The following is a 19768-nucleotide window of genomic DNA, read 5'->3' as shown; positions in this document are numbered from 1 at the left end:
GGGGCCGGCCGTCGCAGCCGGGAGCGTACTGGTCTTCGCCCCCGCCGCCGGATACCTTCCTGGAATGTCTGACTTCGCCCCCCGGTCGACCGCGTTCCTCGCCGACCCCTACCCCGCCTACGCCGCATTGCGGGCCCGCGGCCGGGTGCACTACTACGAGCCCAGCGACCAATGGCTCGTCCCGCACCACGCGGACGTGTCGGCGCTGCTCAGGGACCGGCGGCTCGGGCGTTCCTACGGGCACCGGTTCAGTCACGAGGAGTTCGGGAAGACCGCTCCGCCGCCCGGCCGCGAACCGTTCCACGAGCTGAACGACCACGGCATGCTGGAGCTGGAGCCACCGGACCACACCCGGATCCGGCGGCTGGTGGCGAAGGCCTTCACTCCGCGTACGGTCGAACAGCTCAAGCCGTACGTGCGGCGGCTCGCCGCCGAGCTGGTGGACGGGCTCGTGCGGCGGGGCGGGGGCGACCTGCTGGAGGCCGTCGCGGAGCCGCTGCCGGTCGCCGTCATCGCCGAGATGCTCGGGGTCCCCGAGTCGGACCGGCCGCTGCTGCGGCCGTGGTCGGCGGCGATCGTCGGCATGTACGAGCTGAACCCGTCGGAGGAGACCGCCCGCCGCGCGGTCGTCGCCTCCCAGGAGTTCTCGGCGTATCTGCGTGAACTCGTCTCCGTACGGCGCGAGAAGCCCGGCGAGGACCTGATCTCGGGGCTCATCGCCGCTCACGACCACGGCGAGAAGCTGACCGAGGCCGAGATGGTCGCCACCTGCGCGCTGCTGCTGAACGCCGGGCACGAGGCGACCGTCAACGCCACCGTCAACGGCTGGTACGCGCTGTTCCGGCATCCCGCGCAGCTCGCCGCCCTGCGCGCGGACAGGTCCCTGCTGCCCACCGCCGTCGAGGAGCTGATGCGCTACGACACGCCGCTCCAGCTCTTCGAGCGCTGGGTGCTCGACCCGGTCGAGATCGGCGGTACCACCGTGCCGCGCGGGGCCGAGGTCGCCCTGCTCTTCGGCTCCGCCAACCGGGACCCGGCGGTCTTCGCCGACCCGGACGGTCTGGACCTGTCCCGCCGGGACAACCCGCACATATCGTTCAGCGCGGGCATCCACTACTGCATCGGCGCGCCCTTGGCCCGTATCGAACTGGCCGCTTCCATGGCCGCGGTGCTGGAGCTGGCCCCCGGCCTGCGTCTGGCCGCCGAGCCCGTACGCAAGCCGAACTTCGTGATCCGCGGACTGGAATCGCTGCCGGTCAAGGTCTGAGGCCCGCCGTACGGCGTACGCGGGGGAGAGAGGCGGCGTGCGGGCCTCAGGACCGGCTGGTCGCGACCGGCAGATGGCGGGTTCCGGCAAGCCGGTCTCGTACCGGCTCGTCCGCGGAGTGTCAGTGGTGGGTGGGACGCTGGCTGTCATGGACGAACTGATACGGCGGCGGGTGTACGGCGCCGACCACGACGACCCCGACCCGGGGCCCCGGCCCGGCCATGTCTACCGGGAGCTGGTCGCCGGCCCGCTGGACGGCCTGCTCCTCGATGTCACCGGCTGGACGGCGGGCCAGTTGCGGGAAGGCGCCGCGCTGGCCACCGAGATCGGCGCGTACGGACCTGGCGGGCGCGCGCTGTACGGTCCCGGCCCGGCCGATCCGCGGAGGTGGGAGTGGCGGGGCGACACCCGCTGACCCGCCCTGCCCGCCGCCCCTGCCCGCCCCTGCCCGCCACTGTTTGCCGCCCCTGCCCGCCGCTGTCCAGTGCCCTTGTCCAGGATCCCGCCCGGCGCCTCTGCCCAGCGCCCACTGGCCGGTGCCGCTGTCGGTGCCGCTGCCAGTGCCGCTGGTCTAGAAGGAGTACGGGTCCACCGTCCCGGTGACCGTGCCCGCGAGGAGCCGGCGCAGCGTGGAGGCGCGGGCGGGCTGCTCCTCGCCCGCCGCCCGCTCGTCGGCCGCCGCCCGGTCGGGGGAGGGGATCTCGTAGTCCGTCCTGAGCTCGTATCTGATGGGCAGGGAACGCAGGCCCCGGACGAACGGCGAGGAGCGCCAGAGGAGTTGGTCCGCCGGTACGGCCAGTTCCAGCGTCGCGAAGTGTTCGAACAGGCACTCAAGGGCCAGCGTGGTGATGGTGGTCGCGAGTTCACGGGCCGGGGCCGGGCACTGGCGCGGTCCCGCTCCCCAGGAGAGATGCGCGCGCGTACTGGTCGCCCGGTCCGCCGACGTACCGGCCGCCGACCGCAGGTCCGCGTGCGTGGCGGCGGTGGCGATCCACACCGGCTCGCCCGCCCGGATGATGTACGCGCCCAGCCGCTGGTCCCTGAGCGGGAACCGGGGCATGAAGTTGGCCAACGGAGGCTTCCGGAGGACGACATGGTTGACGGTCTCGCGGATCATGCCCGCCGACAGGCTGGCGCGTGCGCGGCCGTCGCCGGTGATGATCTCCACGACGGCGTTCGCGATGAGGATGCCCGCGTGGTCGGAGATCATCCCCATGAGCATGGTGAGTTCATGGGCCAGCGCCGAGGACGTCAGCCGGGGCTGAGCGGCCAGCATGTAGGAGGGGAAGTCCTCGCCGGGCCGACGGCGCTTCTCCTCGGCGAGCCCGGCCATGGCGGTGTGTACACGCGCGGAGGCCACGGCCGAATCCGGACCGGCGTCCAGGATCCGCCAGATGTCCACGAGGGTCCGCTCGCTCTGGGACCCGGAAACGCCCAGCAGTTCGCCGGCCACCATCAGGGGCAGCGGCCGGGAGAACCGCGCCGCCAGATCCGCCACACCGGACCTGCCCTCCTGCGCGAGGAGCCCGACGAGTTCGTTCGCGGTCCGGCGGATGTTGTCCTTGAGCCGGCGGGTCCGTGGATGACCCGGGTCCTGGAAGGGTTTCAGCGCCGCGTCCCACGCGGCCCTGTACTGGGCGTGATCGGCGCCGCCGCGCGCCATCGTGTTGTCGGCCTCCAGCGCGGGAGCGACCGGCCAGTCGGCCGGTACGCGGCCTTCGTTGCGGGCACGCCAGTGCTGCATGCCCTTGGGCCACATCGCGTCGTTCTGGAGTATGTGCAGCGCCTCCGCGTAATTCAGCACCAGCCAGACGGGTACCCCCAGCAGATCCACGGGAGCCACCGCGCCGTGCCGGCGTCGTAAGCGCTCGTGCACGTCCTCCGGGCGGTCCTGATACGCACGCCCGAGCAGGGGCTCCGGTACCAGTGACTCCAGGGTGATGTCCGAGGGGTAACCCCCGCTTGCTCGTTCCACGCCGGTCTCTTCCACTCTTCCCTCGGTGCGGCCCACCGCACCGAGGGTCGACTGGCGGCGCGGCGAACTGCGCAGCCCTCAACTTGCAAGTACGCGAACCCGGTTCAGTGTGATCGTTCCCGGCCGCCCAGTCGCGTTACACGGTGCTCCGGCGGGCTCCGCTTGCCAAGCCCGGCAATGTCAAAGGCTTGGACAACAAATGGGCCCGGACGGACCGGGGCCGTGGCCAGGGCTGGGCAGGGGGCCGGAGGCCGGGGCCGGGATCAGGGCCGGAAAGGGTCTGGACCGGCCCTTTCCGGTTGGTCGCCGGTCGCGTTCCGGTTGTCTTCCGGTTGTCATCCGGTGCTCGCCTCCCTACGGCCTCCCCGTGGCGCAGAGTGGCGGTGACACCGCCCCGAAGGTGCGGGCGACGGGCGGCAACACCGCCCGTGGCGCGCGCAACGGCGTTACGGTGAAGAGCCATTGACGGTATGTCAGCGACGACCGGCAAGGAGGATCGCGATGACGGAGATCCACACGTTGGACCCGGTCGAGCGGGCGCGCCAACTCGCCGACTGGGGCATCGCGTTGGCCGACCGCTTCCTGCGGCTCGGAGACCGTACGCCAGGCGCCGATCCTCTCGCACCCGACCGCGTACGGGAGAAGAAGGTCAGCCAACTGGTCGTGCGGGAAGCGCGGGACGTTCTGCTGGAGGCCGACCGGGAGCTGCCCCTCGACGACCCCCGGCGCCTGCGCCTGGACGTCCGGCTCGGCAGTGTGCTGATGATCCGGCATGTCCGGTTCGGTGGTGAGGACGAGGAACGGGAGATCGCGCTGACAGTGTTCCGGCGTGTCCTCAACACCGCCAGGCCGGGCACCTGGGACCACGACTACGCCCAGCTGTGGGTCGGCTGGATGCTCTTCTTCCCCGCGCTGCCCCGGCAGTTGAGACTCGGCGGCCCCGCCGACTTCGAGACCGTCCGGCGATGGACGCAGGCTCCGCCCAGCGATCCCGCCGTGCGGGCGCGGCTCGCCGCCCATCTCGACGAGTCGATCGGCTATCTCCAGTACAGCAGCACCTGCCCGCGGTGGCCGGACTCCGTCCGTGGCTCGGTGAAGCTCATGCTCGGTCTGGTACCGGTGCTGCGCATGGTGCTCGGACAGCGCTTCGACCCACTGTCGCTGATGAGGTCCCTGCCCCTGTTCCAGCAGGGTGTGGGGCTGATGCCCAAGGGCGCCGAGAACCGGACCGAGTTCGAGTCCTTCGCGCAACTGGCCGCCCTGGAAGTGTCCCGCCACACAGACGGCGCGCCCGGTGAGACCGGCCCCGCGCTGGAGGCGGCGATCGACACCCTTCCTCCTGGACACATCCTGCGGGACGCGTTGCTCGGCGAACTGGCACAGGAGTACCTGGAGCGGGCGACGGACTCGGGCAGCGACGAGGATCTGGAGGCCGCGTCCGCCGTCCTGGCCAGGGCGAGGGCGGAGATCACCGCCGACAGCCCGTGGTACGACTCCGTACTGGACATGCTCGGCTCACGGCAGTTCCTGGAGGCGCTGCGGCACCGCTCCCCGGAGCTGGTGGACGAGTCGATCGTGGCCGGGGTGGGTGCGCTGCTGCGCTGGCGCCCCGACGGCGCGCCCGCTCCCCGTGCCGTGACATTGAACGGCCTGTCCGAAGCACTGGACGCCGCGGACGAGATGCTGGAGCGTACGTCCGGGCTCGGCCCGGACGACTCCCACCCCGGCGTCGCCCATCTGGAGGTGGGCGGTTCGCTGATGCTCCGGGCCGCGATCTCCGGCGAGACGGAGGACAGCCGGCGCGCCCTGGCACATCTGCGGCGGGCCACCGAACTGATCCCGGCGGAACACGCCGTCGCCCCGGCCGCCTTGGCGATGCTGGGAGGCGCGCTCGACTTCCACTATCTGCGGTACGGCACCCGTCAGGACTCCGAGACGGGACGGATCTTCCTGGACCACGCCATCGGCGCGGCGGTCGCGCACCGGCCCCTGAAGCGCCCCGCCAGTTATCAGAAGTTCGGGGAGACCTTCCGGGCCCTCGCCCTGGGGCTGCGCGCCAATGAGGAGGGCGACGGCGCGGCGGAGGCACTGACCGAACTCCGGAGCATCGTGGGGAACGACGGCGCGGGTCTGTGGCCCGTGCACATCTCCGCGGCCTTCGGCGCGCTCAGACAAGCGGTGACGAACCAGGACTGGGACGCACTGCCCGCCGCGCTGGACCTGCTGGACGAGACGGCGCTCGGTGACGACTTCTCCGTCTTCTGGCTCCGGCCGATGGCGGACACGTTCGGCGGGCTGGCCGCCGTGGTGCGAGGGGCGGTGCGCGGGGACACCGCCGAACTGCGGCGTGGGACATCCCTGCTGGAAGGGGTCATGGCGGACGAGTCGCAGCTCCCCGCGGACATACGCCTCCTGGGACACGCCGGTGTCGGCTCGGCCCGGCTGATGCTGAACCTGCTCAACGACGACCCGGAGGTACTGGCGACGGCGCTGCTCGGCCTGGAACGTGCCCGGGAGCGGATGGGCCCCGATACACCGCCCATCGCGGTCGTGGCCGTACTGGACGGCCTCGCCGACGGATACCGGCGGCGCGGTGATCCCGCGGCGGGCGATTCCTCCGCGGCGGTCGACGCGGGTCTCGCCGTGATCCGGACCGTGGCCGCGGAGGTGATGCTCCAGCGCGGCGCCCACCACGGACTGCTCCCGGCCAGGGGCGCGGCGCGCAGGGCCGTACGCGTCGCGCACTGGAGCCTGGCGGACGGGCATCCGCACACGGCCGTGGAGGCGCTCGAACTCGGACGGGCGCTCGTACTGCGGGCCTCGACCACCGCGACCGACGTACCGGACCGGCTGGTGGCGGCCGGGCGGGCGGACCTCGCCGACCGCTGGCGCGAGCGGGTACTCGACAGCCCGGCGCCGGTGCTGCCTGCGGCGCCTCCCGTGGCGTCTCCGGTCTCTCCTGCTTCTCCGGCCTCTCCCGTCTCTCCCGTCTCTCCCACTTCCCCGGCCTCCGCGCCCCCGGCCTCCGCGCCCCCGGCCTCCGCGCCCCCGGCCTCCGCGCCCCCGGCCTCCGCGCCCGAATCCGGGTCGGATTCCGGGGGCGCGCCGGATCGGGACGCCGTCGTGACCGAGAGCCTGCGCAGTACGGTGCGGCTGCTCCTCGAACAGGGCATGCCCGGCGGTGAGATCCCCAGCGAGCTGCGGCGGGAGGCACTGGGCGTGCTCGCGGAACACGACGGCCGGCACAGCCTGCACAAAGCGCCCACCCCCGAGGCGCTCGGGAAGTCCCTCGCCGAGGTGGACGCCGACGCGCTGGTCTATCTCCTGGACGGGCCCGAGGACGACGACGGCCCCGGCGCCGCGCTGCTGGTCGACACGGACGGCCGCGTCGTGCACGTACCCCTTCCCGGACTGGCACAGCGGGCCTGCGCTCCGCTCCGCTCGTACATCTCCGCCCGCGCGGCCTTCTCCCGGGCCCGCGGCGCCGCGCGCGAAAGCGCCGGCACCGACTGGCGGGCGGCGCTGGAACGCCTCTGTGACTGGGCGTATCCGGCGGCCATGGGACCGGTGCTGGACGAGATCGCGACCTGGGACCTGAAGCGGGACCGTGAACGTGACCGGACGCCGCATCTGGTGCTCGTGCCCTGCTCCACCCTCGGGGTGGTCACCTGGCACGCCGCTCGTACCCCCGCCCGTACCACCGCCCGCGCCGCCGGCACGGACGCAGGCACAGGCGCGGACGCAGGCACAGACGCAGGCACGGGCTCCGGCCCCGGCGACGCGACCGGGTACCGGTATGTGATCCAGGACGCCGTGGTGTCGTACGCGGCCAGCGGCAGGCAGTTCGCGGAGGCGGCCGGACGGGACCAACTGCCGCCCGCCGACGACCCCGTCATCGTGCTCGACCCCAGCGGCGACCTCCTGTGGCCGGTCCTGGAGGCGGAGGGCATCCGCGACGCGCACTACCCCCGGGCCCGCGTCCTCGGCGCCGAGACGGAGACGGCGGAGGAGCACGCCCGACTGCCCGAGCGCGTACTTGCCTGTCTGCCCGGCCGGGGAGAGCCGGGGGCCTCCCTCCTCCATCTCGGCTGCCACGCCGACACCCGAGAGGTCCCGCTCGATTCGGCCCTGCTCTTCGGTGAGACCAGGGAGAGCGAACGTGCCGCGCGGACGGGACTGACGCTCCCGATCTCCCGGGTGCTCGAACGGGCCGCGGGCCGTCGCCCCGGCAGCCCCGGCGGCCTGGTCGTACTCAACGCCTGTCTCAGCGATCTGAGCGAGCGCGACCACGACGAGGCGCTCACTCTCGCCACGGCCTTCCTCACCGCGGGAGCGGCCGGTGTCGTCGGCTCGCGCTGGAACGTTCCCGACCGGCCCAGTGGCCTGCTCATGACCGTGCTCCATCACCATCTCTCCCAGGGCGTCACCCCCGCGCGCGCCCTGCGCGCCGCGCAACTGTGGATGCTCGACCCGGAGCGCGCGCCCGTCCCGGGAATGAGCCGGCTGATGGCCGCGCAGGTGTCCGACCCCGAACACCTCCACGCCTACGCCTGGGCCGCGTACACCCACCAGGGCCGCTGAGCCCCTGTCACCCCACGCCGTTCAAGCCGGAGCTGACGCCGATGAGCATGGAAGACCTGAACAGGATCGTGGCGGACCACCTGGCCGAACTGGTGGCGCGGCTCGACGCCGACGGCCGGGCCGAAGTCGCCTCGATCCAGGCCCGGATGCGGGCCGCCAGTGATCCGAAACCGTACGCGAGACGACTGCTGCTCGCTCTCGCCGAGGCGCTTCCGCCCGACCATCCGGTGGCGCAGGCGATCCTGCGGCAGGCCAACTGGCGGGCTCCTGACGTACTGGACCGGGCGGCCATCGACGCCGAGGCGGCCGCCATCCTGTCCCTCGCGGGTCTCTCCTTCGAACCCGAGGACGTCCCTACGACGGACGTCCCTACGACGGACGTCCCTACGACGGACGCCGCCAGCGTTGCCACCGCCGCCCCCGGACCCGCCGCGCTCATGGACCTCGTCCGGCGGCGCGTACTCGCGGCCACACCCGTACTCAGCGACGACGAGGCACGCGCCCTGGGGCGGCACGGGGCGGCGCCCGACCTCATCCGGCTGGACGCTCCCGGCGGGGCGACGGCCGTCCCCCGCTTCCAGTTCGAGCCCTCGGGCCGGCCCCGGGAGGTGGTCGTACGGGTCAACCAGTTGCTCGGAGCCGACCGCGACCCGTGGGGCGTGACCGCCTGGTGGCTGGCCACGAACGTCTGGCTGGGGGACCCGCCCGCGGACCTGCTGGGCGCGGACCGCGACGACGACCTGGTGGCCTGCGCCGGCGCGACCCTGGGGGAGGACTGACATGACCGCGCAGGCCCTGCCGGACGTACCGGTCTTCCCCCACGCGCACACCGTCCCCGCCGGAACCGTGCTGTGGCGGGTCCATAAATCCACCCGCGCGGTGACGGAGTTCAACCCCCGTCCCGCGGACCCCTATTTCGGCGGCTCCCGCTTCGACGGCGTCACCGAGAGCCCGTACCCGTTCCTGTACGCCGCACCCGACCCGGCGACGGCACTCGCCGAAGTGCTGCTGCGCGACCGGGACTTCGACCTGAGGCTCGGGGTACGGGTGATCCTCGGCCACGAGGTCGCCGAGCGGACCCTGTCCGCGCTGGAAGTCACCGAGGATCTGCGGGTGGTGTCGCTGTGCTCGGCGGTGGAACTGGCCGCCGTGTGCCAGGACGGCTGGCTCGTCGAGGCCGACGGCCCGCAGTACGCCTTCACCCGCCGCTGGGCCCGGTACTTGCGCGACAGCGCCCCCTGGGCCCAGGGCCTGCGCTGGCAGGCGCGCCGCAACCGCCCCCTGGAGTCCCTGATGTTCTTCGGCGACCGCCGCGCCCCCGACGCGCTGAAACCCTCGGCGACCCCGCCGCTCCCGCTGGGAACACCCGAGGGGATCGCGCGCGTCAACGAACTGCTGGCGCCCCTGCGGGCGGTGATCTTCCCGCCCGTCACGCCTCCCGTCGGCGGTTCGCGGGACGGTGCCTGCGCCGTCAGCCCGCTGTAGTCCCCTTCCTTCTCCTTCTGTCCCCTTCCCTCTGTCTCCTTCCCTGGGTCCGCTCCCCTGTCCGCTTGTTGTTGTTCGCTTTGTTCGCTTCTTTTTGTACGGCTCCCGCGCGCGGATTCCGAACAATCTCCGTCTGGTACGGATGAACCCTCCGGACCTTTTGTCGAGTCGCCGGCCCGCGCTGTGCCGCGGTCCGGGGGCCCCGTCCGCCACGGGGGTGCGGACGCGTGCGACGGGGGCCGGGCGACCATGAAGACGGTGAGCGCGCGTGGGGTGTCAGTCGGTGCTGTGGCTGGGGCGAGTGGACGATCTGAGGGTTTCGGTGGGCTACCAGCCGTTGCCCACCTTGATGTCGCTGGTGACCGATGCCCTGGGGGTGGCCGGCCAGGGGGTGCCGGCCGCGGTGCGGTCGGCCGTACGCGCCGCGTGCCCGGCGGACGCCGCGCAGGTGCTGCGGCCGGCGTGCGGGGGAGGCAGCCTGTGGCTTCCGGACTGCCTGTCGCCGCTGCCTCTCGACCGGTCGGGGGTACGGGCGCAGCTGGACCGGATGGAGGCGCTCGCGCCGGAGCGGCTGGCCGGTGATCTGGCGGCGGGCTTCCCCGAGGGGGTTCCGGTCGGATGGCGGCGGGTGGCGGACCGGCCGGGGCCGTTCGTCCGCGCGTATGTCCAGGTGATGCTGAGCGTCTGGACCGTGTTCGCGCCCGTCTGGAGGCGTTCGCGGGAACTGCTCGACCTGGAGGCGGAGCGGATCGGGATCGCGTCCGTCACGGGCACGCTGGCCGGCGTCTTCGGCGACCTCAGCCCCCGAGTCGGCTACGCGCCGGGCCTGCTGCGGCTGCCGGACCGTTCGCCGGGGGAGTGCGAGCTGCGCGAACGACGGCTGTTGCTGGTGCCGCTGGTGTCCGGCAGCTCCGCCTCCGTGGTCGGACTCGGCCGGGAGGAGTGTGCCTGGATCGGCTACCCCCTCCCCGGCCTGCGGGAGTTGTGCGCCGGGCGCGGGCGCGCGGAGCGGGTACGTACGGATCCGCTGGAGGCCGTACTGGGCCGCATGCGGGCCCGGTTGCTGCGGCAGGCGCATCGCGGGCCCACGATGGGCGAGGTCAGTGCCCTGCTCGGATGCGCGCCCGGAGCGGTGACGCATCACTGCAAGCAGCTGGAGGCGGCGGGCCTCATCCGGCGCAGGCGACAGGGCCAGCAGGTACGGGTCAGGCTGACACGCCGGGGGCAGCGGCTGCTCGGCGCGCTGGCGGGCTGATGTCTCCGGTGTTCCGCTCCTCCCCGTTCCGCTCCTCCCCGATCCGGTACGCCTCCGCCTGGAGACGGAACAGCCGGGCGTAGGTGCCGCCCGCCGCCTCCAGCTCGTCGTGGCCGCCCTCCTCGATGATCCGCCCCCCGTCCATGACGTAGATCCGGTCGGCGCCGCGGACATTGGAGAAACGGTGCGAGATCACCAGTACCGTGCGGTCCGCGAAGAGCGTGCGGATCCGTGCGAACAGATCGGCCTCGGCCTGCGGATCGAGCGAGGCGGTCGGTTCGTCGAGGATCACGAAGGGGGAGTCCCGGTAGAAGGCGCGGGCCAGTGCCAGCCGCTGCCACTGGCCCAGCGAGAGATCGGCGCCCGCGGTGAACTCCTTGCTCAGTACGGTGTCGTAGCCGAGCGGCAGTTCACCGATCACGTCCGCCGCGCCCGAGCTCTTCGCGGCGCGGGCCACGGCCGACCGGTCCGGGGCGTCGTGCGGGCGGCCGAAGGCGATGTTGTCGGTGGCCGAGAGCCGGTAGCGGACGAAGTCCTGGAAGACCATCGCGGTCGTGGCGCGCAGCCGCGCCGGGTCGGGTACCGGCAGACCGTCACGCAGGAGCGCGCCGTCATCGGGCTGGTAGAGGCCGGCCAGGATCTTGGCGAGGGTGGTCTTTCCCGATCCGTTGGCACCCACCAGCGCGACGATCTCGCCCGCCCGCAACTCGACCGAGACATCGCTGAGGGCGGGGCGGGACGAGCCGGGGTAGGTGAAGGCGAGGTGCTCGGTGCGCAGCGACGCGAAGAGGGCGGGGGCGGTCCGGTCCGGCTCCGTGGCCCTGGAGGTACGCGCGTCGCTGTCGGCGTCGGTGAAGACACGGATGTCCTTCACATACAGCGCCGCCGCACCGATGTTGTTGAAGAGATAGCCGAGCATCTGCATCCGCGTGGCGAGCAACAGCAGCGCCCCCAGCGCGGCCAGCGCGGTCGGCAGCGCGACTCCACCACCGCGCACCATCCCCCACATGGCGCAGATGACCGCGAGGAAGACGAGATCACCGAGCACCCGGGCCACGACCTTGCGGCGGGTGTGCCGGCGCTGCATCGTGGCCGTACTGGAGATCTCCGCCACGTAGTGGCCGTCCCAGCGGTCCTGGAGCGTCCTGCCCAGATCCAGGGAGCGGATCTCCTTGGCCTCGTCGCGCCCGACGAGAAGACGCTCCAGATACTCGCGGACGCGCCGCCCCTCGGCCAGTTGACCGTGCAGCCGGTAGTCGGCGTCGCGTTCGTCGCGGGCCGCTCTGAGCACGGGCAGGACCGACAGCGCGGTGAACGGCAGCAGCCACCAGGTCATGACGGCGAAGGCCGTGCCGACGGCCACCATGCTCAGCAGCGCCTGTACCGCTCCGATCAGCGCGGTCACCACCATCACCGGCTGGGAGCGCGACGCGAACACCGCGCGCTGCAACCGGTCGTGGAAGGCCGGATCCTCGAACCGCGCCAGCTCCGCGCGCGCCGAGCCCGCCAGCACCCTCGCCATGATGTGCCGGTCGACCTTCACCGTCAGCAGCCGCTGCCAGCCACTGCTGACCGTGCGCAGGATGCCGCCCACCGAGGCGAGCAGGACCAGCGCGGACAGCGCGGGGATCAGCCGGTCGTCGGCCCGGGACCCCTCGCCGTTCAGCGAGAACGCCTGCCCCAGCGTCCCCCGCAGCACCAGGATCAGGGCGGCGAGCCCGGTGGCGGTGAGGAGTTGGACCAGGAAGACGCCGGTCAGCCGCAGCCGGTCCGCCTGCCACGCGACGCGCACGATGTACGCGCAGGACCGCATCAGATCGGCCGTGCGGATCCGGTCCGGCTGCTCTGCCATCGGTCAGGTCCTTTCCGAAGTGTCCGTCGTACGGCGCCGGTCAGCGCTGGGGCCACAGCCGGAGCCACGGCCGTCGCCATGGCGACGACTACGGCTGCGCGAGGCGGGGGCGGAGCGCGCGAGCAGCCAGGCATCGTGCTCGCGGGCGACGGTGTCGAGGCTCTCCCGGTGGCGGAAGGTGTGCCCTTCGTACGGCAGCAACAGGAGCCGCGCGTGGCCGCCCGTGGCGACGACGGCCCGGTACAGGGCCACCGCCTGGTCGGGCGGGGTGGCCGGGTTCGTGTCCTCGCAGCCGTGCACGAGCAGTACCGGCCGGTCCAGGCGCTCGGCGAAGTCCAGGGCGCTGAAGGCCCGGTAGACATCCGGCGCCTGCCAGTAGGTGCGCCGTTCGTACTGGAAACCGTCCGGGGTGAGCGTCCGGTTGTAAGCGCCGCTGTGGGCGATGGCGCCGGCCAGCCCGGGGCGGTGCGCGAGCGCGTAGAGGGCGAGGGTGGCGGCGAAGCTGTGGCCGCCCACGACGACCGGCCCCGTACGACCCAGCTCCTCGCGCAGCGCGTGCGTGGCGGCGTCGACCGCGCCGGTGATCTGCTGGTGGAGGTCGGCCGGGCGGACGTCGGCGGGCCAGCGCAGCGGGAGGTCGAGTACGGCTGTGGGCGCTTCGGTGCCGCTCAGCGACGGATGCGCGTACGCCGGCGTCGGTGGACTTCCGTACTCGCGGGCATGGATCCAGAGCAGTTGCGGCCCGTCGACGCCTGGCGTGACGGGCAGCAGACGGGGGCCGTCGGGCTCGGACACCGGGAAGAGCGCGGTACCGGGCGTGGACATGGGCCGGTCGCGGCGTACGTGCCGCGCGGGGAGAGGCCACGGGCCGCCGACAGGTTCGAGACGGTCCCCGCGCAGCGCGTACCGGCGGAGACCGAGGCGGCTCCCGTGCTGGACGGTGAGCTGCGGCCGACCGTCCAGCACGGCGGCCCAGCAGCGTACGGGCGAGCCGTCGTCCTCCTCGCGTACGGGGGGAACGGGCACCCCGCGCGCCGTTCCCCGCCCGGGGTCGACGACGAGCAGGCCCGCACGCCCGTCGGCCGCGTACTCCAGGACGATTACGTCGACGCCGTCGGCGCCGGCGTACGCGGCGGCCCAGGGGCCCAGGCGCGTCCGGCCGCCGGGGCACGGGATCTCCGGTGGGAGGGGTACGCGGCGCGTGGTGTGCCGGGTGGTCAGCCGAAGGCCGTGACGGTGGCGGCTGATGACCAGGGGCTCATCGTCCGAGGCGAGACACCGCCACCACAGCGGTGCCTCCCCGGGATCGTGAGAGACCGTCAGCCGCGTGGCCGGACGGCCGGACGGCCCCGACCCCGGCCCTGACTCCGACCCCGGCCCTGGCCCTGACTCCGGCCCTGACTCCGGCCCTGACTCCGGCTGGAGTGTGCGCAGATCGATGACCGTCCCGCCCCGGACCGGCGCGCCGACGGCGATCGTGTCGTCCCTGTCGCCGCCCCCATGGCCGTCCCTGTTCCCGCCCCCGATCCCGGACCAGCACGCCGTCCGCGGCACCTCCGACCACCCGTCGGAGACCGCGAGGTCCGTCCGTACGACGGCCCGCGACCAGCGCAGCGCGTCATCCGTCTGCCGGACGGAATCGTCCGTGCCGACAACCTGGTCGACGAGCAGGCGCCGACCGGTCGGTGACGGCTCCAGCCCGCCGACGAGCAGGGGCGCGGGAGCGTCCAGGACGCGGAGGGCGCCCGTGGCCGGGTTCAGTACGGAGACGGTGACGGCGGCGAGGCCCGCCAGCTCGGCGAGGCCGGGCAGGAAGACGACATGGCCGGGCCCCGACGCCTCGCACACCACCGGCCCCCGAACCTCAGCCGCACCGGGCGCCGGTGCTCGCGTCGGGTGCGCCGGGGGCGGCGGTGAAGGAGGCGTCAGCAGCGCCAGCTCGCCGTCACCGCACCACGCGAGGCAGCGGCGACCGGCCCCGTGCGGAGTCAGCGACAGCGCGGCGCGTACCCGCTCGTGGACCATGACACGCCGGGCCGCGTAGTCGGCGGTCCACGGGTGCACCGCACGGCCCCGCTGAAGCAGGCCCGCGACCAGCGGGAGCGTCGGGTGCCAGGCCAGTCCCGCCGCCGGCAGCGTCCGCAGGGGCAGCGACCACAGCCGCCGATCGCCGTCACGCCCCAGCGCGATCCGCGCGTGCCGGGAACGGCTCGGCGCGAGGCCGGTGAGGTCGGGGTCCACCGACAGATTCCGCCAGTGGACCGTCGCGGGGCCGTAGTCGGACAGGGAGGGTCGGGCAGGGGCGCTGAGCAGCGCGTACGCCGTCAGATCGGGCCGCATCTCCACGGTGTCCGCTTCGCCGTCGCCCGTGGCGCCGGGGATGGTCGCGGTACGCGGCCCAGGCCGTACGTCCACCGCCCGGGGCCGCACATCCACGGCCCGGGGCCGTACGTCCACCACGGAAAGCGGCTCAGGCGGCATGTGCCGGTTCCGAAGAGGTGATCGTGATGGTGTCGATGAGCGCCTTCACCGCACCGATGCCGGACACCGGGGCCCGTACCGGCCGGCCCGCCGCGTCGAGCGCCGTGGCACAGGGCACGGACATGTCGGCCATCTCCGGAGGAAGTTCGCTGCCGCTGCTCACCACCGTGGTCTCGACCCGGGCCCGGCGCACCGGCTCCATCGTGCCCAGGAGCTGCTTCAGCGCCCGGCAGGCGGGACAGTTGTCCGAGACGTACAGCTGTACGCCGTCGACCGGCTCGGCGGAGTGCTCCACCGCCCGCTCCGCCGCCGCCTCGGCCGTGGCGCGGCGCCGGTCGGCGACGAGTACGGCGGTGGCGGTCACGGCCGCCGCGGCCACGGCGGCGACACCGCGCAGCCGGGGCCGTGCGGGGAGGTCCGCGGTCATCAGGACCGCCGCGGCCGTGGCGGCGAGCGCGTTGGCGCCGACGTGCGACCGGCCGACCGTGGCCAGCCGGGCCGCGCCGAAACAGGCGCAGCGTTGGCCGCGCAGTGACTGGGCCACGACGGTCAGCGCGCCGTACGTCACCAGCGCGGCGGCGGGCGCCGCCCGGCCCGGCAGCAGCACCAGGGCGGCTGCCGCGCCCAGCTCGGCGCCGCCGGCCAGACGCGGGCCGTGCGGGGCGCGCAGCGCGGCGGAGCGGTAGGGCCAGGCCAGCCGGTCGGCGGGCGTGAGGACCTTCGCGGCGCCGCCGGCCAGCAGCGGACCGGCCAGCGCGGCGAGTGCGGCCTGTGCGGCGAGAGCGGCCTGCGGAAGTCGGGAGGACATGGAACCTCACTTCACATCGTCGTTCGGTCACACGGTCGTTCGGTCACACGGTCGTTCGGCTACGCCGTCACGCGGTCATGCGGCCGGGGCGCCGGTGACGACCAGCCACCGGGTCTCCAGGAGATGGCGCGCCAGGCGCGGCACGTCGGGGTCGTCCGCGTCGAACCGGCCCTTCGCCAGGAGGCGTTGGAGGAGTCCGGCGTCGTGTTCGGCGCACTCGGCGAGCGCGAGGGTGCGCTCGTTGATGAGCACGGCGCCGCCGAACGGCAGCCCGGTCAGCCGGACGCCCGGCGCGAGAGCGACGGAGAGGTACGGCGGAACGGACGGCGCGGGAGGGGGTGTCGTGGCCATGGTGGTCAGCCCTTCAGTCGTGGTCCTTCGGGCACGGCCCGTCGACTAGGGGTGCTCTTCGGGCACGGCCCGTCAGCCAGGGGTCGAATGCAGCAGCCACTGGTCGATCCACAGCAGCCTGAGCAGTGGCAGCGCGTGATCGGCCCGGCCGGGCCCTTCGCGGAGCAGGCCGCTCACGACCGCCACATCGATCAGCCCGAGGTCGGCCAGCGCGCACGCGCGCTCCAGTTCGGCGATGATCTTGTCGCTCTCGCGGTGCAGGTAGGCAGCGGCGGCGAGGCGCAGATCGAAGGAGGACGAGGCGCGTCGCAGTCCGCGTACCCGGTGCCCGGCCACGGCCCGGACGAGCGGCTGGTGGTTACGGAAGACGCCGCCCGCGATGCGGCCGAGACGGTCCGTCGGCAGCGTCTCCACCGCTCCGAGGACGCCCGGGTCGAGCGCGGGGAGTACGAGCCCCTCGTGGTCGCCGGGTACGCGCTCGGTCATCCCCGCGTCGGCCCGTCCCAACAGAGGCCCCAGGAAGTCCAGATGGTCCTTCCACACCGACAACGACGCCTGCTGGACGGTCTGGAGCGCCACCCGTCCCTTGGGTGTCATGCCGGGCAGATCCCGTCGGCCCAGCGGGGGCGGGGGTGGCGGCCCGTCGACGGACTGGGCGTCCTGGCCGCCGTGCCCGGTCCCCGCCCCCGCCCCGTTTCCCGCGCCGTCGGCCGCGTTGTGGACGACACCCTGCTCCAGCAGGGCGGTCGCCTCGCTCAACGACGGCAGCGTGCCCACGAGATGGAAGGGCTCGCACGTCAGCAGGCGCCAGTCGCGTGGTCCCCTGCCGGCCTCCGGCAGCCTGGCCGAGACCAGGTCCTCCAGGAGCGTGCCCGCGACGAGGGGGCCGCCGCCCGCGACGCCGGCCAGCCGGGCGGTGAGCCGGCGCGGGAACTCCAGGTCCGGCAGCGGTGGCATCAGCCCTCCGGTGGGGACGCTGTGGTGATCCAGTAGCTCGAACACATCGACCGGGATATGACGCACGGTCAAATCGCCTACAGGGGGTGGGACATGGCGCCGTCCCGGCAGACCGAGGTCCGCGTGCAGCAAGCGCGGGCGGTGCCCCGCCGAAAGAGCGGCCACCGCGAGAAAGGCCGACGACAGTCCGCCGCTGTAGGCGATCCCGTACCCCTCGGGCCCGTACGCCTCGGGCAGTCCGCGCAGCACTTCGGCGACCGCCCAGGTGAGATCCGTGGTCCCGGTGGGCAGTACGGGCCGTCGCCGGCTGACGGTGACGCCCCCGGCGTCGACACGTACCCGCGTCCCCAGCGCCAGCCGGCGTACCCCCGGCAGCGGGGTGGCGTCCGGCGGCGGGGCCAGGCCGTGCACCAGCGCCAGCAGCGTGCCCGGCTCGGGTACGGGCCGCTCCCCGCCGGTCAGGAAGTCGGCCGGGTCGTGGCTCCACTCCAGACCGCCGTGGCGGACGCGGTAGTAGACGGCGGGTCCGCGGGGCTCGTCCCGGCTCAGCGGACACCACTCCCCATCGGTCACGGCCACTGTGTTCAGCATGCCGTCGCCTCCTCACCGGTGCGGAGCACCTCGGTGTACTCCTCCCGTACGGGCAGCGAGGTCGTCAGGACCGTGCCGCCGCACTGCGCCCACGCGTAGAACCCGCCGGGGGCCACCAACGGCGCCGTCTCCCTGCCCAGATGGAACGAGGCCCGGTAACCGAGGCCGCGCAGCCCCGCCGTGATGAACAGCGCGTCCTCCACCGGGTCGAGGAATCCGACGGAAAGCCGCTCGGCCATCCGCAGACGGGCCACGGCGCGCGCGGCTCCTCGCGATGAATTCCTGACCCGGCCCCGCACGGGAGGCCAGTCGAGCGAGTAGGCGCCGCCCTCGCGCCGGGACGACTCCAGGAATTCCCGTGCCGCCCGAGCGGATTTCCAGAGTTTCCACATGATGTCAGTCGCCCCCGGTTTCTTCTCGGTCGAAGGATTGGAGAAAACGGGCCCTGCCGCCCCCGCCGGGGCCGTACGCGACACCTCTCGGCGCGCGCCGGCCCGGCGGAGGCACCGCTCACCCGCGGCCGGGCATCAGCCGCGGCCGGGCATCAGCCCTGCAGGTAGCAGTGGAACCATTCGCAGATCAGGCCGTGGCAGCACTGCGAGTCCCAGGCACAGGACTCGTAGCGCGGAACGCAGGCCTCTTCGACGGCGGTCGTCTCGCTGTGCACGTGCTGCTGCAAGCCGTTTCCGGAAAGCCGTTCGGAAAGTGACGTCACAGACATGACCTCTCCCAACTTCGGTTTCTTGGATGACTGGTCGGCCAGTCGGAAAAGACGGAACCATAGTCGTCCAGCGGGTTCAAGGCGCTTTTTGCATTCCGTGTCCACCGCACGGGAAGAAGTATTTCGCAAACATTTCAAGGGAGTTGAAAGGAATACCTCGCGTCAGGCGCCCTGAGAGACGGCCTGAGAGGCGTCCTGGGTGGCGCCCTGGGTGGCGCCCTGGCGTGTCGCCGCCGAGTTGAGCTCGGCCAGGATGCGCTCGCGGTCCGCGTCCAGGGCCGGTACGCGCCCCATCCTGGGCTCCCTGCCCGCGACGGTGACGGGCGGCAGGAGCGCGTCGAGCGGGCCCACGGGCGAGTCCACCACGCGCCAGCGGTTCCGGGCGGCGAGCTGCGGGTGCTCCGCGAACTCCGCCACGTCGCGCAGCCGGGCATGGGCGATGCGGGCCGCTTCGAGACGCCGCTCGGCCTCGTCGGCGCTCAGGGCGGCGAAGCGTTCCTCGATGCGGGTGCGCAGCGCGTCGCGGTTCTCCACCCGCAGGGAGTTCCGCGCGAACCGCGGGTCGGAGGCGAGGCGGGGCGCGTCCAGGACCCGCGCGCAGAAGTCCTCCCACTCGCGCTCGTTCTGGACACCGAGGAAGACGCGTACGCCGTCGCGCGTCGCGTACGGACCGTAGGGGGCGATGGCGGCGTGCTCGGCGCCCGAACGCGGCGGCTGCGCGCCGCCGTAGCGGGTGAAGTAGCCGGGGTACCCCATCCACTCGCCGAGCGCCTCCAGCATCGACACTTCGAGGGCGCTTCCCCGGCCGGTGCGTTCGCGTTCGTAGAGCGCCGTGAGGATGCCGCTGTACGCGTACATCGCGGCGGCGATGTCGGCGACCGGGATACCGATCTTCGCCGGCACCTCCGCCGTGCCCGTCATCGACATCGCCCCGGACTCGCACTGCACCAGCAGGTCGTACGCCTTCCGGTCCGTGTAGGGGCCGCCGGTTCCGTAGCCGGAGATGGCGCACACGACGAGCCGGGGGTGGGCGCCGGCGAGCGTCGTGGCGTCCAGGCCCAGCCGGCCCGCCGCGCCCGGGGCGAGGTTCTGTACGAACACATCGGCCCGGCCGATGAGCCGCCGGAGCACGGAGGCGTCCTCGGGCCGCTTCAGATCGAGCGCGATGGACTCCTTGCCGCGGTTGAGCCAGACGAAGTGGCTGGACATGCCCCGGACCGTCTCGTCGTAGCCACGGGCGAAGTCGCCGGTCCCCGGCCGCTCCACCTTGATGACCCGGGCGCCCAGGTCGGCGAGCTGACGGGTGGCGAACGGCGCGGCGACCGCCTGCTCGACAGAGATCACGGTGATGCCGTCCAGTGGGAGCACGGGAGGTCCTTTCGAACGAGGCCGGGCGGTGGCCGCCCGCGTGGATCCGCCCCGGGGGCGGGGAGACCCTACGATC

The 19768-nt window shown here is 73.1% G+C and carries 15 protein-coding genes; 6 read left to right on the top strand and 9 right to left on the bottom strand.

The genetic code is table 11. The features are described 5' to 3' along the window. Window positions 1-64 precede the first annotated feature (64 nt). The gene (locus ACZ7LS_RS17850) at window positions 65-1267 is read left to right on the top strand and encodes a cytochrome P450 (RefSeq protein ID WP_385132749.1); all 1203 of its coding nucleotides are present in this window, start codon (window positions 65-67) and stop codon (window positions 1265-1267) included. A 148-nt stretch (window positions 1268-1415) separates the two neighbouring features. After that, complete coding sequence (locus ACZ7LS_RS17845) at window positions 1416-1682, top strand: hypothetical protein (RefSeq protein ID WP_382515736.1); 267 nt, start codon at window positions 1416-1418, stop codon at window positions 1680-1682. Window positions 1683-1838: 156 nt separating this feature from the next. Here the strand turns inward: ACZ7LS_RS17845 and ACZ7LS_RS17840 are convergent, their stop codons facing one another. Beyond that, window positions 1839-3242: a cytochrome P450 family protein gene (locus tag ACZ7LS_RS17840; protein ID WP_385132746.1), complete on the bottom strand. Its 1404-nt coding sequence runs from the start codon at window positions 3240-3242 to the stop codon at window positions 1839-1841. A gap of 501 nt (window positions 3243-3743) precedes the next feature. On the opposite strand from ACZ7LS_RS17840, the gene ACZ7LS_RS17835 reads away from it, so the two are divergent. From ACZ7LS_RS17835 to ACZ7LS_RS17820, 4 genes are all read left to right on the top strand, one after another. After that, on the top strand, window positions 3744-7823 hold the full coding sequence (locus tag ACZ7LS_RS17835) for a CHAT domain-containing protein (protein WP_385132743.1): 4080 nt from the start codon (window positions 3744-3746) through the stop codon (window positions 7821-7823). 41 nt (window positions 7824-7864) lie between these two features. Continuing rightward, complete coding sequence (locus ACZ7LS_RS17830) at window positions 7865-8602, top strand: hypothetical protein (protein WP_385132740.1); 738 nt, start codon at window positions 7865-7867, stop codon at window positions 8600-8602. 1 nt (window position 8603) lies between these two features. Then, a complete protein-coding gene (locus tag ACZ7LS_RS17825) occupies window positions 8604-9308 on the top strand; it encodes an RES family NAD+ phosphorylase (RefSeq protein WP_385132738.1) in 705 nt (234 codons plus the stop codon). A 268-nt stretch (window positions 9309-9576) separates the two neighbouring features. Continuing rightward, window positions 9577-10563 (top strand): hypothetical protein, encoded by a 987-nt coding sequence (locus ACZ7LS_RS17820; RefSeq protein ID WP_382515749.1) that lies wholly within the window; start codon window positions 9577-9579, stop codon window positions 10561-10563. Here the strand turns inward: ACZ7LS_RS17820 and ACZ7LS_RS17815 are convergent. The 8 genes from ACZ7LS_RS17815 to ACZ7LS_RS17780 all read right to left on the bottom strand — a co-directional run bounded on the left by ACZ7LS_RS17815 (window position 10514) and on the right by ACZ7LS_RS17780 (window position 19692). Next, the gene (locus ACZ7LS_RS17815) at window positions 10514-12415 is read right to left on the bottom strand and encodes an ABC transporter ATP-binding protein (protein WP_385132735.1); all 1902 of its coding nucleotides are present in this window, start codon (window positions 12413-12415) and stop codon (window positions 10514-10516) included. The two genes, ACZ7LS_RS17820 and ACZ7LS_RS17815, sit on opposite strands and share 50 nt — an antisense overlap. 3 nt (window positions 12416-12418) lie before the next feature. Then, complete coding sequence (locus tag ACZ7LS_RS17810; protein ID WP_385132732.1) at window positions 12419-14896, bottom strand: S9 family peptidase; 2478 nt, start codon at window positions 14894-14896, stop codon at window positions 12419-12421. Then, entirely contained in the window at window positions 14886-15704 is an 819-nt protein-coding gene (locus ACZ7LS_RS17805; protein WP_385132729.1) for a hypothetical protein, read from the bottom strand. Before ACZ7LS_RS17805 ends, ACZ7LS_RS17810 begins: the two co-directional genes overlap by 11 nt. A 75-nt stretch (window positions 15705-15779) precedes the next feature. Continuing rightward, on the bottom strand, window positions 15780-16055 hold the full coding sequence (adfB, locus tag ACZ7LS_RS17800; protein WP_382515761.1) for an actinodefensin-associated protein B: 276 nt from the start codon (window positions 16053-16055) through the stop codon (window positions 15780-15782). A 72-nt stretch (window positions 16056-16127) separates the two neighbouring features. Next, window positions 16128-17603 carry a hypothetical protein gene (locus ACZ7LS_RS17795; protein WP_385132727.1) on the bottom strand — a complete coding sequence of 492 codons (1476 nt, stop codon included), beginning with the start codon at window positions 17601-17603 and terminating at the stop codon, window positions 16128-16130. Beyond that, entirely contained in the window at window positions 17597-17857 is a 261-nt protein-coding gene (locus tag ACZ7LS_RS17790) for a hypothetical protein (protein WP_382515766.1), read from the bottom strand. Before ACZ7LS_RS17790 ends, ACZ7LS_RS17795 begins: the two co-directional genes overlap by 7 nt. 290 nt (window positions 17858-18147) lie before the next feature. Beyond that, on the bottom strand, window positions 18148-18282 hold the full coding sequence (locus ACZ7LS_RS17785) for a Dickkopf N-terminal cysteine-rich domain-containing protein (RefSeq protein WP_382515769.1): 135 nt from the start codon (window positions 18280-18282) through the stop codon (window positions 18148-18150). 204 nt (window positions 18283-18486) lie between these two features. After that, window positions 18487-19692 carry a CaiB/BaiF CoA transferase family protein gene (locus ACZ7LS_RS17780; RefSeq protein ID WP_385132724.1) on the bottom strand — a complete coding sequence of 402 codons (1206 nt, stop codon included), beginning with the start codon at window positions 19690-19692 and terminating at the stop codon, window positions 18487-18489. Window positions 19693-19768: the final 76 nt, after the last annotated feature.

Source organism: Streptomyces sp. NPDC039430 (assembly GCF_055639435.1).
Note: the sequence above shows the minus strand (reverse complement) of the source record. Positions and strands in the feature narration are given on the sequence as shown.